The sequence below is a fragment of the Variovorax sp. LARHSF232 genome, assembly GCF_052871435.1.
Window position 1 is genome coordinate 917,348 of record NZ_JBIXJS010000001.1, and the last position, 14,237, is coordinate 931,584.

The window sequence follows — 14,237 nt, forward strand, 5'->3', positions numbered from 1 at the left end:
CACAACATGAGCAAACCCCAAGTCGAACTGCACATCCGCAACCAGGGCGTCGTCACGCTCGAGTTGGATGGCGACAAGGCGCCCAAGACCGTTGCCAACTTCCTCGCCTACGCGAAAAAGGGCTTCTACGACGGCACGGTCTTCCACCGCGTGATCCCCGGCTTCATGGCTCAGGGCGGCGGCTTCGAAGTCGGCATGGCGCAAAAGCCGACCGACGCGCAGATCGAGAACGAGGCCAACAACGGCCTGAAGAACGACAAGTACACCGTCGCCATGGCGCGCACCAACGCACCGCACTCTGCCACGGCGCAGTTCTTCATCAACGTGGCCAACAACGGCTTTTTGAACCACACCGCGCCCACCGCCCAGGGCTGGGGCTATACGGTGTTCGGCAAGGTGATCTCGGGCACCGACGTGGTCGACAAGATCGAAGGCGTGAAGACCGGCCGCAAGGGCTTCCACGACGACGTGCCGCTGGAAGATGTGGTGATCGACAAGGCCGTCGTCATCTCCGAGTGAGCACCGATGGCGCCCGCCGCTTCCTGAAATGAGTTCGCAGCAAGCGCCCCAACCATTCCAGGAGCTCGTGGCGCCCGAGGGCTGGCACACGGTCGACATCATCTCGGACCTGCACTTGCAGGCCGAACGGCCCGCCACGGTGGAAGCCTGGCGCGGCTACCTGCAGACCACGCCGGCCGACGCCCTGTTCATCCTGGGCGACCTGTTCGAAGTGTGGGTGGGCGACGATGCCGCCGCCCTGCCCGGCTTCGAGGCGCAGTGCGCTGCCCTGCTGCACGAGGCGGCGGCGCATCGGCCGATCTTTTTCATGCACGGCAACCGCGACTTCCTGGTCGGCACCGCCTTTGCCGCGCAGGCCGGCATCACCTTGCTCGACGACCCGACGGTGCTGGTCTTCATGAATCAACGCTGGCTCCTGAGCCACGGCGATGCGCTGTGCCTGGAAGACACCGAGTACCAGCGTTTTCGCGCACAGGTGCGCACGCAAGCCTGGCAGCAGGCGGTGCTGGCCCAGCCCTTGGAGCAGAGGCGCGCGCTGGCCCGCTCGGTTCGCAGTCAGAGCGAGGCGCGCCAGCGTGAACCGGACATGGTCTGGGCCGACGTCGACGCCCCCGCCGCGCGCGCGTGGCTCACGCAGGCCCATGCCCACACGCTGATCCACGGCCACACGCACCGCCCCCGCGTGCACGACCTGGGCAATGGCCTGCAACGCATCGTGCTGAGCGACTGGGACGTGGATGCGCATCCGCCACGCGCCCAGGTGCTGTGCCTGTCGGCCAGCGGCGCCAAGCGCGTCGACCTGCGCTGAAATGTTCGGCTGGCTGCGCAAGCTGCGCCCTCTGCCCTCCATCCCCGACACGGCTTGGCGCGCGACGCTTGCGCGCTACCCCTTTCTCGCCACCGAACGTTCGCCGGCAGATATCGAGCGGCTTCGCCTGCTGGCCGCGCAGTTCTTGCAGGGCAAGGAATTCCACGGCGCGCACGGCTTCGTCATTTCCGACGAGGTGGCGCTTTGCATCGCGGCCCAGGCCGTGCTGCCCATCCTGCATCTGCGAGGCGGCATGAACTGGTACGACGATTTCGTCGGCGTGGTGGTGCACAAGGCCGAAGCGGTAGCGCCGCGCAAGGTGATGGACGAGGCCGGCGTGGTGCACGAATACGAAGAAGTCGTGGCCGGCGAAGCCATGGACCGCGGCCCGGTGATGCTCAGCTGGCAGGACGTGCTGGCCAGCAGCGTGAGCACCGACGTGGGCTACAACGTGGTGATCCATGAATTCGCCCACAAGATCGACATGCGCGATGGCAGCGCCAACGGCTGCCCGCCCCTGCCCACCGGCTTTGCCGGCTGCACCAGCGCGCGCGCCGCCAAGGCGGCCTGGTTCGCGGTGATGGAGCCGGCCTACCAGGCTTTTCGCGAGAAGATCATCGTGGCCGAGCGCTTCGGCGGCGAAGCGCCCTGGCTCGACGACTACGGCGCGGAATCGATTTCCGAGTTCTTCGCAGTGGCCTGCGAGGCCTATTTCGTCAACCGTGCGCAGTTCGCGCTGGAAGAGCCGGCATTGCTGCGGCTCTTCGACGCGTTCTTTCTGAAGTCGCGCAGCAGCTGACGCGCAATTACTTGCGCAGCAGCGCCTTGAGCGCCGACTGCAGGCGGCGCGCCGCCGCCGAATCGTGCGCGGACGCCAGCACCTTGCCCACGTCCTGGCCCCAGGTCTGGTCCGGCGCTGGGTCGCCGCGGCGCGTCAGCAGCTTGAGCTGCAGCGCACGGCGTGCATCCAGCTGCTCGGCCGGCGTCGGCACTTCCGCCGCCATTTCGAGGCGCAGCAGCGATTCGGCCGCGGCGTCGTTGCTGCTGGGCGCCGCGCCCAAGGACTGCTGCCAGGTGCCCCGCACCGCCGGCGTCACCGCGCGGCCCAGCTCCTGCACGCTGGGCAGTTGCGCGGCGTCGCGCTTTTCCCAGGCGCCGATCAGTTGGGTGAGCGCTTCGCCATGCGCTTGCGCGGCCAGCTTGCGCAGGGCCAGCTGTGCATGGTCGATGGCTTCGCGCTGGGCACGGAAGGCGGCATCGCCCAGGCGCGGGCCGCGCTCGGGACGGTCAGGGCGATCGCCGAAACGGCCTCCCCGATCATTGCCCCGATCGTTGCCGCGCGCGTCCGGACGCGGGCCGCGTGAATCACGGCCATCGCGCCGATCGCCGGGCCGGCCTGGACGGCCGGCTGACATCGGTTCGGCCCTTTTTGCGCCAGGCCGATCGTCGCCGCGTACGGCGACCACGGGTTTCCTGGGCGCAGGGGCCGGGGCCGGCGCGGCAGCTTGCGCATCGGTGCGCGCCGAAGCATCGGCGCCGTCGGCGGGTGCCGTCAAATCGTTCGCCGCCTGCGCATCTGCCGATGCGGGCTCGGCGGTGTTCTCGCCGCCGCCTTCGGACGGCGCACCGCTGAGATCGGCACTCTCGGCAAATTCGGCGGCAGCCTGGCCGGGCGCCACGACTTCGGTCGCTCCGACGTTGGGGCCGTCGGCAGGGGCCGGCTTGAACTCGCCGCGCAGCGCGGCTTCGAGATCGGCCATGGCAGCGCGGATCTTTTGCGCGTCGCCGCCGGCATTGGCGGCTTCCAGCGCCTTGGAGGCGACCAGCACGTAGCGGTCGTGCTCGCTCATCGTGGCACTGGCCTTCTCGCGTTCGGCCGACTTGCGGTTGAAGGCTTCGTCGATCGGGGCGCGGAAGGCGTCCCACAGCTTTTGTTCCTGGCGACGATCCAGCGGCACGCTTTGCGCTTCGACCTGCCAGCGCTGCTGCAGCGCCTTCACCGCGTCGACGCGCAGCTGCGGCGCCGAGCCCAGCGCCACGGCCTCGGCGATCAGTGCCTGGCGGCGCTCGATGCTGGCCCTCTGCGCGGTCTCGATGGGTGCGCGTGCGGCGCCGAAGGCCTCGGCCCATTGCGCCTGCAGTTCGGCAAAGATTTTCTCGCCCACATGGCCGGCATCGCGCCAGCGGTCGGCAAACTGGTGCAGCGCACGGTTGTGCGCCTTCAGGTCGGTATCGGCGGCATGCTCGGCAGCCCAGGCCTTGACCTCTTCGATCAGGGCCAGGCGGTGGGCGCGGTGCTCGGCGGCGTCGGCGCGCACCTTCTCGAGCCAGGCTTCCACCACCTTGTGCGCCTCGTTGCAGGCTTCGTCGAAACGCTTCCACAGGGCATGGTTGGGCACGCCACCCTGGTCGGCCTTCTTCCATTGCTCACGCAGGTTGCGCAGGCTTTCCTGCATCTTGCGCCCGCCCAGGGCCTGGCCCTCGGGACGCTTGAGGAGGGCTTCGGCCTTGGCGACCAGCTCTTCGCGCACCTTGTCTGCGCTCCAGCGCTGCCAGCCCTCCAGCTCGCCGGCGGCGATCAGGGCGGCATGCACCTGGCCTTCCAGCGGCTGCTCGATCAGGCGGCCATGCTCTTTCAGCACGGCGCGCAGGGCGGCGGCGGCGCCGGCGCTGGCCTTGCCATGGCCCTCGGCGGTTTCCTGCTCGAGCTTGGCCAGCGCGGCCTTCACCGCCTCGACGGCGACGGCACGCACGGCCGGATCGACCTTGGGTGCCCTGGGCGCGGCAGGCTTGGCTGGCTTGGCAGTGGCAGCGGCGGCCGGGCTGGCCGCTTCAGGCGGCAAGCCACGCGCGGCGCGCAGCTCATCGGCCCAAACCGGCACCGGCGGCAGCGGCGCCGCCGGATCGGCGGCGGCGGCCACGGCCTGCGCCAACGCGGCCTGGAAGGCGTCGGACACCACCACCAGCTGGGCCTTGGAAGCCTCCAGCTGGGGTGCGAAACGCGCATCGAGGCTGTTCCAGTTGGTGTCGGACGCGATTTCGGCGGCCTGCTGCTTCCAGCTTTCGACATCGGCGGCCAGCGAATCGCCGGCGGCCTGCGCGTCCTGCCAGCTCTTGGTGGACAGCACCTCGAAGCGCTGCGCCAACAGCACGGCCGCCTCGCGATGGACCTGGGCGCGGTGTTGCAAGTCTTCGATGCCCTTTACGCGATCGGCCAGCAGCGTCTTGACGCTGGCCAGCGGCTCGCGCGACAGCGGCGCGCCGGCCTTGGCCGCGTCGCGCTGCCAGGCCAGGGCATCGGCGATGTTGAGCTTGGGCTGTTCCAGCAAGCCGCGGGCCTTCTGCTCCCATTCGGCCGCAATGGAAGCCTGGTCGCGGGCGCGGCGCAGTTCATCGAGCTTTTCGCGCACCAGGCGCGCGGCGCCCTTGTCGCGGCTGCTCAGCTCCTTGAAGACCTCCTGCAGCTGCTCGGCGGCGGGACTCGCCGCCAGCCAGTCGCGCACGCGCTGGGCGCGCTCGCCGGCAGTCGGCGCGGTGAAGGCGCCGCCGGTGAGCGCGTCGAGAGCCTGGATGTCGTGGGGCTTGGAAGAAGTTGAAGTCACAGCGCGTTGAATTTGGGGTCTTTTGTTCGAAAGCAAAGGCGCCGGAATTTCCGGCGCAGCCCTCCATTTTGACCGACGCGCCGCCCCGGCTCAATGCGCGTCGAGTTTCAACTCCGCGCCTGGCTGCCATTTGTCGCCATCCGCCTTGGTCTGCACGGCGCCCAGGAACAGGCGTTCGCCCGGCAATTTCTGCTCGAGCAGGTAGTCGCGTACCACCACGCCGCGCTGCACCGCCAGCTGGCGGATCGACTCGTCGTTCACCGTGACGCTGGTCATCAGCAGGTCTTCCATGTCCTTCACGGGCAGGTCCTTGGCCAGCCCCACCATGTTGCGCGGCTTGCTGATGTCGGCCCGCTTGTAGACGGCGCTGAGCAGTTGCGGATATTCGGCGTCGGTCATCGGTGCGACTTCCGAGGCCTCCTTGCCGGCGCGCACCGCCTCGCGGCGCTTCTCGGCCTGCGCCTGGTCGCGCACGCGCTGGCGCTGGTAGGCGCTGCGCTCCTTGTCCAGGCTGGCGGTGCCGACCACGGTCATGCGCAAAGTGGGCCGGTCGGTCAGCGCCTTGGCCACCTTGTCCAGGCTCTCCTTGGCCGTCGCCGTGAGGTCCGAGCTGCCGGCGTCGAAGGCGATGGTGTTCGACTCGCCCGAGCCACTGCCGCCGCCTCCCCCGCCCGTGAGCAGATTGAGCGGCGAAGTCACCGCCTTGACGATCAGGTTGACGATGCCCTTCCAGATCAGCGGCGCCAGGCTGAATTGCGGATCGTTGATCGAGCCGGACAGCGGCAAATCGATGTCCACCACCCCGTTGCGGTCGGACAGCAAGGCCATCGCCAGCTTGACCGGCAGGGTGCGCTCGGCGCCCGGCACCTGCTCTTCGCTGAACGTGAGCTGGTTGAGCACCAGCTTGTTGGTGGCGGTGAGGCGGCCATCCGGCGCCACCTTGTAATTGAGGTCGACGCTCATCTTGCCGCGCTCGATGCCGTAGCCGACGTAGCGCCCCGAATAGGGCGACAGCGGCGCCAGCTCCAGATCGCGCATCTTGGCCGTGATGTCCAGCTCGAGCGGCTTCACCAGCGGGTTGAGCTTGCCGGCGATCTCCAGCGCTGCCGTCTGCTGGGCCTTGCCGCGCAGCTCCAGGTCGGCCAGTACCGCCTTGCCGTCGACCGGCTGGGATGAGAAGGCGCTGAGCTTGCCGGTCAGCTCGCTCAGGTCGGCCGAGTAGTTGGGCTTGATGAAGTGGTCGTTGAAGTCGATGCGGGCGTTGACCAGGGCGATCGGCCCGAAATTGATGACCGGCTTGGGACCGGTATCGGCCGGCGCGGCAGGCGCTGCCGAATCGCGCGGCGGCGTGACGGGTTGGGCCGACTGGGTGACGGTGTCCTTGCCGATCAGCTTCTCCCGAGTCTTGGCCGGCTCGGCGGCCGGCTTGCCTTGCGCGTCGGTGGCGGCCGGCTTGCCGACGTCCACCGGCTGGCGGCTGGCCAGGTCCTGCAGGTGCAGCGTGCCGGTCTCGTCGATCACCAGCCGGGCGAACAGGTCGGTGAGCGAAGTCTCGCGCACGTCCAGCGAGAACGGCTTCTTGGGCACCATGTCGAACTTGACGCCGCGCAGGGTGAGCGACTTCCAGCTGAGCAGCCGGCTGGCGCCGCGCGCCTCCGAGCGTGCCCCGCTGGCCTGGGCCAGCAGCGCGCTGTTGACCCGGACGTCCTCCATGGAGGTGTCTCCGGCCAGGCCGACCTTGGGGCCCGCCGAATCGGCCGCGTACTGCACGCTGCCCCGATAGCTCAAATAGAAGCGGCGCAGGTCGACGTTGGGCGCCTGGTCGGCAAAGTAGGCCTTGAAGGCATGCACCGGCAGCGAAGTCAGTTCGGCACGCCCCTCGGTGGACATCGGCTTCAGCGCGATCTTTCCCTTGTAGGAGAAGCGGCCCGGGTCAGCCCGCCGGCCCGAGACGATGCGCCCGGACGCCTCGATCGGGGACGCCTTGGTGTTGCCGGGCGAGACCTGCTGCATCTTCAGGTTGAGCTGGTTGAACTCGACTTCGACCGGCGTCTTCTCGTTCGCCTTGTCGGCATAGTTCACCACGCCGCCGTCGATGGCCAGGTTGCCGATGCTGAGCGTCCAGGGCGCGGAGTTGTCGTCTGGCGCCGACGCTGCGGCCGGCTTGGGCGCGGTCGGCTTGGCCACCGAACCGCCGCCATTCTGCGGCGCACCGGTCTTGAGCCAGCGCTCGAACATCCAGCGCTTCTCGCTGTCGCGCTCCACCCGGATCTTGGGCTCGGTGGCGGTGAAGCTGCCGATGGCCAGCGTGTGCTTGGTCAGGTCGGCCTTGGCCTCGGTCAACTCGAAGCGGCCAACGCTGGCCAGGGAAGTCTTGCCCTGGGTCAGGGCCAGCCCATCGGCCGCCACGCGGTGCGCGTTGAGTTGCAGGGCGGGCTTGTTCCAGTCCACTTCGATCTTGCCGCTCAGCTTGCCGTCCAGGGCCGGCTCCAGGCTCTGCGCCAGATAGGCCGAGGCGATCGACAGCGGCAAGGCGCCGACTTCAGTCTCGACCTTGGCCACCTTGTCGGTGCCTTCGCCCTTGAACTTGATCGAGCCGCCGCCCAAGGAAGCCCCGCCACTGAAGCGAGCGGCCTTGTCCATTGGCCAGCGCACGCCCTGGACGTCCAGTTCCAGTGCGCTCAGTTCGATCGCCGCCGCTGGCGCGATCTTCTCGTCGCGCCAGGCCACCTTTCCGGCATGCAACCCGACCTTGTCGACCTGCACCGTCCAGGCCTCTTTCTTGGCTGCCCCCTTGGCCGCCTCGATCCCCGGCCGCGAAACCGGCGCCGGCTTGCCAGCGCTCTCGGCCGGATCGGCTGGCTGCAGGTTGAGCCGGCCCTGGGCGTTGCGCAGGATGCCCAGTTGCGGCGCCTGCAGCGTGACCTCGCTCAGGTGGACGATGCCCTCCAGCGGCCGCACGTTGGCCAGCGCCACCTTGAGCGATTGGAAGGACAAGAGGTCCTTGTCTCGGGCGTCCACCACCTTGGTGTCATGAAACTCCACCACCCCGGTGATGCGCAGGCCCTCGGCCTCGCCCTGCTGGAAGTCCACCTGCAGGTCGGCGTCCAGGCTGCCGCCGGCCACCTTGGCCAGCTGGTCGGGCGGGGCGTAGCTGAGAAAGGGCTTCAGATCCAGGCCGGTGAAGTGCAGCCGTCCGCCGCCTGCCCGCTTTTCCGCAAAGGGAGTCGCCTGGGCGCTCGAATCGAATGGGCTGCCATTGAGCGTGAAAGACAGCTTGGGCTCGACCTTGACCTCGCGCTGCGAGGCAAAGCTGCTCAGAAATGGCACGCCCAGTGTCAGATTGCGCAGCTCGTGCTTGGGACCGATGGCCTGGTCGTCGAAATCGACCTCGCCGCCCGATACCTGGATGTTGTAGATGGCAAAGCGTGCCGGATCGCCCTTGGGCTTCTCGGGCTCGCTGGCCAGGCGCTTCAGGATGTCCTGGAAGTCGTAGCTGCCGTCCTTGTTGCGCACGACCTTGACCTTGGGACGCTCGACCGACACCGCGTCGATCACCGGCGCCAGCCGCAGGATCGACTGCAGCTCGGCATCCACGTATACGCGGCCGACGTCCAGCTGCGAATGGCTGCCGTCGGCGCTGGCAATGCGCAGGTCGTCGACTGCCAGCTCCAGGGACCAGGGCTTGAAGTCGACCTTGCCGATCGTCACCTGGCGCCCGAGCTTCTCGCCGGCGATCTTCTGTGCCTGGCTTTTCAGGATGGGCGGCACCGCGGCCCAGGCGATGGCCCAGAGCGTCAGAAGAACCGCCAGGGCAACGACAGCACGTCGCACCCACTTGTTATTTTTCAGTGAGACAGCGTTCATCGCCGGCGAGTGTGCCGCAATTTGGGTCACGAAAAGAAGAAAGCCCGGCCGCACGACGTGACGTCTTGCAACCGGGCCCGATGGCGAGCCCCAGGCTCATGCCATCTTTTCGCTCGAACAGAAGTGGATCGTTCCGTTCGTGCTGGTAGCAAGAGATTGCTACCGCTTGGGCCTTGGCCTTCGAGCCGAGGGATGAGGATTCCCTGGCTACCGAGCCTTGGCGGACACCTGAAAGACTCAGGCATTCCAAGGTTAGGCGCGTCCGGCACCCAATGCAAATCGGATTTTCAATGGGGTTTTTGCGGTCGATTTCGTCGGCCTTCGAGGGTCTTCGAGCGCCTTGACCAATACACTTTTCGTAATGAACTACAATCTTCTTATTCTTGACCCGGTATTTAGGCCCTCCTAGAATCCGCGCTGCCCTGACGTGCCAATCTGCACCGGGCTTCTTGAATCCGCCGCTTCGTGAACTTATTGTTTACAAGCTTGAATATCAGGCGGCCGCGCTCCCACCCCTTCTTCGCGCGGACCTGATTAGTACCAATCCGCGCGCCGCCCCGTTTCATTTGCCCCGTATCCCGCGGCAACGCACATCGGGTGCCGCATAAGAAAGGAAGTGCGATGAAACAGGCGTTATCGGCCACCGCCCAAGGGGTACGGACCATCTTGTCCGACGTGGCTGACGGCTTTTTCGAAATCACCCACAACGGCTTTGCCCTGCTCGGCCTGGCCATCGTGTTTGCTGCGCTCGCGCTGGTGGCACGTCCTGACCTGCGCCAGTCCGGCGAAGAGCAGCTGATGAGCTGGCTGCAGTCTCGCCGCCCGGTGCCCGAAGCCCCGGCCGTCGACCTGGAGCCGACCGCCATCGAGCGCACCACGGCCGCCAGCCCGCACGAGCTGCCCAAGCCGCAGGCCGCGGTGGCCTACTGGCTGAGCAAGAAATACCGTGTGGCGGCCGAGCCGCTGAGCGTGCTGGTGGCCGAGGCCTATGACCTGGGCAAGCGCACCAAGCTCGACCCGACCCTGATCCTGGCGATCGTGGCGGTGGAATCCAGCTTCAACCCCTTTGCCCAAAGCCATGTGGGCGCGCAAGGCCTGATGCAGGTCATGACGCGCGTGCACGGCGACAAGTACGAGCCGGCCGGCGGCACCCTCACCGCTTTCGACCCGGTGACCAACATGCGGGTGGGCGTCAAGGTGCTGATGGAATGCATCTCCCGCGCCGGCTCCGTCGAGGGTGGGCTGCGCTACTACGTGGGCGCGGCCAACCTGCCCGATGACGGCGGCTACGCCGCCAAGGTGCTGGCCGAGCACGAGCGCCTGCGCCAGGTGGCGGGTGGCCGCAACGTGCCGACCGCGCCGCCGGTCCTGCGCGCGCCGCAGCCGACCCAACCGATTCCCGCTTCCACCACCACCGACGCCAAGCCCCGCGCCGAGGGCGGCCAGAAGGTCGCACTGCTCGCCGCCGATTCCTGATCGGGGCGCCGGCATTGCCGAGCTCGGATAAACTCGAGCCCGTACGCGACTGGCGATAGGCGCCGCGCTCCGCGAAACTCGCCGGAACGCTTGCGCTGACGTGGGGCACACCACTGGGAAGCGTACCGCCCGTTCGATTGAAAAAGACGGGCGATCAGCCGTTCGCCTGGGCAGCCCTTGTTTGCAAGTGAAGACAGGGACCATCGCCTTTCAATAGGACTGCCATGTACCAACGCAACATCCTGGTCAACGAGACCGATCCTGAAGTCTGGGCCGCCATCCAGGCCGAGCACGCTCGCCAGGAACACCACATCGAGCTGATCGCCAGCGAGAACTACGCCTCGCCCGCCGTGATGGCCGCCCAGGGCAGCCAGCTCACCAACAAGTACGCCGAAGGCTATCCGGGCAAGCGCTACTACGGCGGCTGCGAGCACGTCGACGTGGTCGAGCAGCTGGCCATCGACCGCATCAAGACCCTCTTCGGCGCCGATGCCGCCAACGTGCAGCCGCATTGCGGCGCCTCCGCCAACGAGGCGGTGATGCTGGCCTTCCTGAAGCCGGGCGACACCATCATGGGCATGAGCCTGGCCGAAGGCGGCCACCTGACGCACGGCATGCCGCTGAACATGAGCGGCAAGTGGTTCAACGTGGTGAGCTACGGCCTGGACGCGAACGAAGCCATCGACTATGACGCGATGGAGCGCAAGGCGCACGAGCACCGTCCCAAGCTGATCATTGCCGGCGCCTCGGCCTATTCGCTGCGCATCGACTTCGAGCGCTTCGCCAAGGTGGCCAAGGACGTGGGCGCGATCTTCATGGTCGACATCGCCCACTACGCCGGCCTGGTGGCCGCGGGCGTGTACCCCAACCCGGTGCCGCATGCCGACGTGGTGACCTCCACCACCCACAAGAGCCTGCGCGGCCCGCGCGGCGGCATCATCCTGATGAAGGCGCAGCACGAGAAGGCGATCAACAGCGCCATCTTCCCCGGCCTGCAAGGCGGCCCGCTGATGCACGTGATCGCCGCCAAGGCGGTGGCGTTCAAGGAAGCGATGACGCCCGAGTTCAAGGCCTATCAGCAGCAGGTGGTGAAGAACGCCCAGATCGTGGCCGAAACGCTGACCGGCCGCGGCCTGCGCATCGTCAGTGGCCGCACCGAGAGCCACGTGATGCTGGTCGACCTGCGCGCCAAGGGCATCACCGGCAAGGAAGCCGAGGCCGTGCTGGGCGACGCCCACATGACCATCAACAAGAACGCGATCCCGAACGATCCGGAAAAGCCGATGGTCACCAGCGGCGTGCGCATCGGCACCCCCGCCATGACCACCCGCGGCTTCAAGGACGAAGAGGCGCGCATCACCGCCAACCTGGTTGCCGACGTGCTGGACAACCCGCGCGACGCGGCCAACATCGAAGCGGTGCGCGCCAAGGTCAACGCCCTGACCAGCCGCTTCCCGGTCTACAAATAAGCATCGAGAGCGCCGCATGAAGTGTCCTTTTTGCGGCCACGCAGACACGCAGGTCGTCGAGACCCGAATCTCGGAAGACGGCGACTTCGTGCGCAGGCGCCGCCAGTGCGGCGCCTGTGACAAGCGTTTCACCACCTACGAGCGGCCGGAAGTCACCTTTCCGGCGGTCGTGAAGAAGGACGGTCGACGTGCCGATTTCGACGCCGGCAAGGTGCGCGCCTCGATGCAGCTCGCGCTGCGCAAGCGCCCGGTGAGCATCGAGCAGATCGACAACGCGCTCTTGCGCATCGAGCAGAAGCTGCTGTCCAGCGGCTTGCGGGAGATCGAATCCACCAAGCTGGGCGAACTGGTGATGCGCGAGCTCAAGCGCCTGGACAAGGTGGCTTATGTGCGCTTTGCCTCGGTGTATCGCAGCTTCGAGGACGTCGACGAGTTCCGGCAGTTGTTGCGCGACATCTGAGAAGCTGTGAACGAATCGGCCATGCACGCTCAGACAGCCTGCTCGCGCACGTCCAATTCATTCGCAGCTTCTGACATTCCTTCTTGAAGGTTTCATTTCGCACCTGATCCCCGCTTGTCGGCAATTCGTCACCGACTGGCCGGCGGGCACATGACTGCGCCGCCTTGCTAGGACTAGCATGAAGTCCAAAGGCAGGGAGGAGACAGCAGCATGCAAGGGCTTGCACATGCGCCGCGCCACGCGCGCGGCTTGGTGCTTCTGGAGGCATTGGTGGCCGTCGGCGTGCTTGCCGTGCTCGCGGCCCTGGCCGCCCCCAGCTTTGCCGCCATCTCCGAACGCCTGAAGGTCCGCACGGCCGTCCAGGCGCTGACGTCCAGCCTCTATGCGGCCAGGGCGGAGGCCTTCAAGCGCGGCGGCCACGTCACCCTGGCGCGCAACGGCAGCCGACCCGACTGCGATGCCGGCTCAGACGGCGCGCAATGGCGCTGCGGCTGGGAGATCTTCACCGACCAGGACGAAGACGGCGCGCGCGACGCGGCTGACGAACTGCTGCAGGTGGGCCAACCACCGCCGGGAATCGAGGTGTTCCAGACAGCCCGGCGCGCCGCCTTCAAGCTCAATGCCTGGGGCCAGTTCAACGGCCTGGGCGCATTGGGCTTCGTGCTGCGTTCGCGCGCCGATGCCGACGCGGTGAGCGTGATCTGCGTGTCGTCCGGGGGCCGGCTGCAAAGCTGGTCCGGCGTGGACCGATGCCCGGGATGAAGCCTTCGAACGCACGCCGGCAAGCAGGCCTGGCCCTGCTCGAGTCGCTGATCGCGCTGGCGATTTTGGCCAGCGCCTTGCTGGGCATGCTCTTCGTGCAGCTGCGCACGCAGGCCGACACCGAGAGCGCCCTGCGCCGCGCCCAGGCGCTGCGGCTGATCGACGACCTGGCCGAGCGCATCCAATCCAACCCTGGCGCCGTTGCCGAGCTGGGCGGCTATCGCATCGATTGGGGCGCGGCGCCGACAACGGCCATCGACTGCGAGGCGCAATGGTGCAGCCCCTCCCAACTCGCCCAGTGGGATCTGGCGCACTGGAAGGCAGGCGTGGCCCGCGCCCTCCCCTTGGGCGATGCGGCGGTCTTCGACATGCCAAGCGTCGCGCCCGATACACAACGGCGGATGCTGGGCGTCGCGGTGGGCTGGCACGCCAGGGGCGGCGATGCCGTCGCGCTGTCGGTGCCTGGCACTTCCTGCCCGGCCGGACTGCTTTGCCACTTTGGCCATGTGCAGCCCTGAGCCTCGCCGCCGCCGAGCAAGGTCGCAGTCCGGCGCCATGCTGGTCGAACTGATGATCGGGCTGGCCATCGCCGCCATCGCCATCGCGGCGGCGATCGCTTCGTTGCTGATGGTGCGCGACGCCGCTGGCGCGATCAGCGAGATGAGCCGGTTGCAGCAACAGGCCGCGCATGCGCTTCGCGTGCTTGGGCTGCAGGCCCGGCCGGCGGGGTCGCTCGCGTTGCAGGCCGACGAAGGCGCCTTCCGGTTCGCTGCGACGTCGCCGACATTCGATGAAATGGAAGGTGCTGCCGTCGTCCATGGCGAAGAAGGCCGCGACAACGACTCCTTGCGCCTGGCCCAGCTCGCACCGCCTCTGCTGCCCAGCCAGCGCCGCGACTGCCTGGGCCAGGAGATCGCGGCGGGCCAGCGCATGGAGGCCAGTTTCCAGGTCGACGGCAAGGGCAGCCTGAAGTGCAAAAGCAGCTCCGGCCAGAACCAGCCACTGGTCGCCGGCGTGACCGCATTCAAGCTGCACTACCGGGTGCGCCAGGGTTTTCTGGTTCGCAGCCTGCGCGCCGCCGAGGTCGAGCAGGCCAGGCTCTGGCCCGCCGTCATCGCACTGGAGGTCTGCCTGGACTTGCACGGCGATGAGCGCGCGGCCGCTTACGAGGGCCGCTACACGGCCTGCACCGGCCAAAGCGCCGCCGGCGGCGGGCGGCTGCACCTGGTGACACGCCAGCTGTTTCGCCTGCGCACGCAGGAAGGGCGCTGAGC

The 14,237-nt window shown here is 67.7% G+C and carries 11 protein-coding genes and 1 riboswitch; of the genes, 9 read left to right on the forward strand and 2 right to left on the reverse strand.

Annotated features, from left to right (window positions below; all coding sequences use genetic code 11):
• The first annotated feature begins 6 nt into the window (after positions 1–6).
• The 3 genes from ACIPRI_RS04325 to ACIPRI_RS04335 are packed head-to-tail and all read left to right on the forward strand — an operon-like array spanning position 7 to position 2,126.
• Positions 7–519 (forward strand): peptidylprolyl isomerase, encoded by a 513-nt coding sequence (locus tag ACIPRI_RS04325; RefSeq protein ID WP_446588840.1) that lies wholly within the window; start codon positions 7–9, stop codon positions 517–519.
• A gap of 28 nt (positions 520–547) precedes the next feature.
• On the forward strand, positions 548–1,327 hold the full coding sequence (locus ACIPRI_RS04330) for a UDP-2,3-diacylglucosamine diphosphatase (RefSeq protein ID WP_446588842.1): 780 nt from the start codon (positions 548–550) through the stop codon (positions 1,325–1,327).
• Position 1,328: 1 nt separating this feature from the next.
• Positions 1,329–2,126, forward strand: a complete 798-nt coding sequence (locus ACIPRI_RS04335) for a M90 family metallopeptidase (RefSeq protein WP_446588844.1) — start codon at positions 1,329–1,331, stop codon at positions 2,124–2,126.
• A 7-nt stretch (positions 2,127–2,133) separates the two neighbouring features.
• Here ACIPRI_RS04335 and ACIPRI_RS04340 read toward each other — a convergent pair whose 3' ends face one another.
• Both ACIPRI_RS04340 and ACIPRI_RS04345 read right to left on the reverse strand, forming a co-directional pair.
• Positions 2,134–4,929: a DUF349 domain-containing protein gene (locus ACIPRI_RS04340; RefSeq protein ID WP_446588846.1), complete on the reverse strand. Its 2,796-nt coding sequence runs from the start codon at positions 4,927–4,929 to the stop codon at positions 2,134–2,136.
• Positions 4,930–5,019: 90 nt separating this feature from the next.
• The gene (locus ACIPRI_RS04345; RefSeq protein WP_446588848.1) at positions 5,020–8,796 is read right to left on the reverse strand and encodes a DUF748 domain-containing protein; all 3,777 of its coding nucleotides are present in this window, start codon (positions 8,794–8,796) and stop codon (positions 5,020–5,022) included.
• Positions 8,797–9,417: 621 nt separating this feature from the next.
• Between ACIPRI_RS04345 and ACIPRI_RS04350 the strand changes: the two genes are divergently transcribed.
• From ACIPRI_RS04350 to ACIPRI_RS04375, 6 genes are all read left to right on the forward strand, one after another.
• On the forward strand, positions 9,418–10,272 hold the full coding sequence (locus tag ACIPRI_RS04350; RefSeq protein WP_446588850.1) for a transglycosylase SLT domain-containing protein: 855 nt from the start codon (positions 9,418–9,420) through the stop codon (positions 10,270–10,272).
• A 35-nt stretch (positions 10,273–10,307) separates the two neighbouring features.
• A riboswitch (ZMP/ZTP riboswitch) is annotated at positions 10,308–10,451 on the forward strand.
• 45 nt (positions 10,452–10,496) lie between these two features.
• Complete coding sequence (gene glyA, locus ACIPRI_RS04355; protein WP_446588852.1) at positions 10,497–11,741, forward strand: serine hydroxymethyltransferase; 1,245 nt, start codon at positions 10,497–10,499, stop codon at positions 11,739–11,741.
• Between the two features lie 16 nt (positions 11,742–11,757).
• The gene (nrdR, locus tag ACIPRI_RS04360; RefSeq protein WP_446588854.1) at positions 11,758–12,201 is read left to right on the forward strand and encodes a transcriptional regulator NrdR; all 444 of its coding nucleotides are present in this window, start codon (positions 11,758–11,760) and stop codon (positions 12,199–12,201) included.
• Between the two features lie 210 nt (positions 12,202–12,411).
• Entirely contained in the window at positions 12,412–12,963 is a 552-nt protein-coding gene (locus ACIPRI_RS04365) for a GspH/FimT family protein (protein WP_446588856.1), read from the forward strand.
• Positions 12,960–13,481, forward strand: a complete 522-nt coding sequence (gene pilV / locus ACIPRI_RS04370) for a type IV pilus modification protein PilV (protein ID WP_446588858.1) — start codon at positions 12,960–12,962, stop codon at positions 13,479–13,481. The genes ACIPRI_RS04365 and pilV overlap by 4 nt, the downstream gene beginning before the upstream one ends.
• Positions 13,482–13,518: 37 nt before the next feature.
• Positions 13,519–14,235 (forward strand): hypothetical protein, encoded by a 717-nt coding sequence (locus ACIPRI_RS04375; protein WP_446588860.1) that lies wholly within the window; start codon positions 13,519–13,521, stop codon positions 14,233–14,235.
• The last annotated feature ends 2 nt before the right edge of the window (positions 14,236–14,237 follow it).

Coding starts and splice junctions, on each gene's coding strand:
- ACIPRI_RS04335 (WP_446588844.1), top strand. CDS start 1,329: ATGTTCGGCTGGCTGCGCAAGCTGCGCCCTCTGCCCTCCATCCCCGAC.
- ACIPRI_RS04365 (WP_446588856.1), top strand. CDS start 12,412: ATGCAAGGGCTTGCACATGCGCCGCGCCACGCGCGCGGCTTGGTGCTT.
- pilV (WP_446588858.1), top strand. CDS start 12,960: ATGAAGCCTTCGAACGCACGCCGGCAAGCAGGCCTGGCCCTGCTCGAG.
- glyA (WP_446588852.1), top strand. CDS start 10,497: ATGTACCAACGCAACATCCTGGTCAACGAGACCGATCCTGAAGTCTGG.
- ACIPRI_RS04325 (WP_446588840.1), top strand. CDS start 7: ATGAGCAAACCCCAAGTCGAACTGCACATCCGCAACCAGGGCGTCGTC.
- ACIPRI_RS04330 (WP_446588842.1), top strand. CDS start 548: ATGAGTTCGCAGCAAGCGCCCCAACCATTCCAGGAGCTCGTGGCGCCC.
- ACIPRI_RS04350 (WP_446588850.1), top strand. CDS start 9,418: ATGAAACAGGCGTTATCGGCCACCGCCCAAGGGGTACGGACCATCTTG.
- nrdR (WP_446588854.1), top strand. CDS start 11,758: ATGAAGTGTCCTTTTTGCGGCCACGCAGACACGCAGGTCGTCGAGACC.
- ACIPRI_RS04345 (WP_446588848.1), bottom strand. CDS start 8,796: ATGAACGCTGTCTCACTGAAAAATAACAAGTGGGTGCGACGTGCTGTC.
- ACIPRI_RS04375 (WP_446588860.1), top strand. CDS start 13,519: ATGCTGGTCGAACTGATGATCGGGCTGGCCATCGCCGCCATCGCCATC.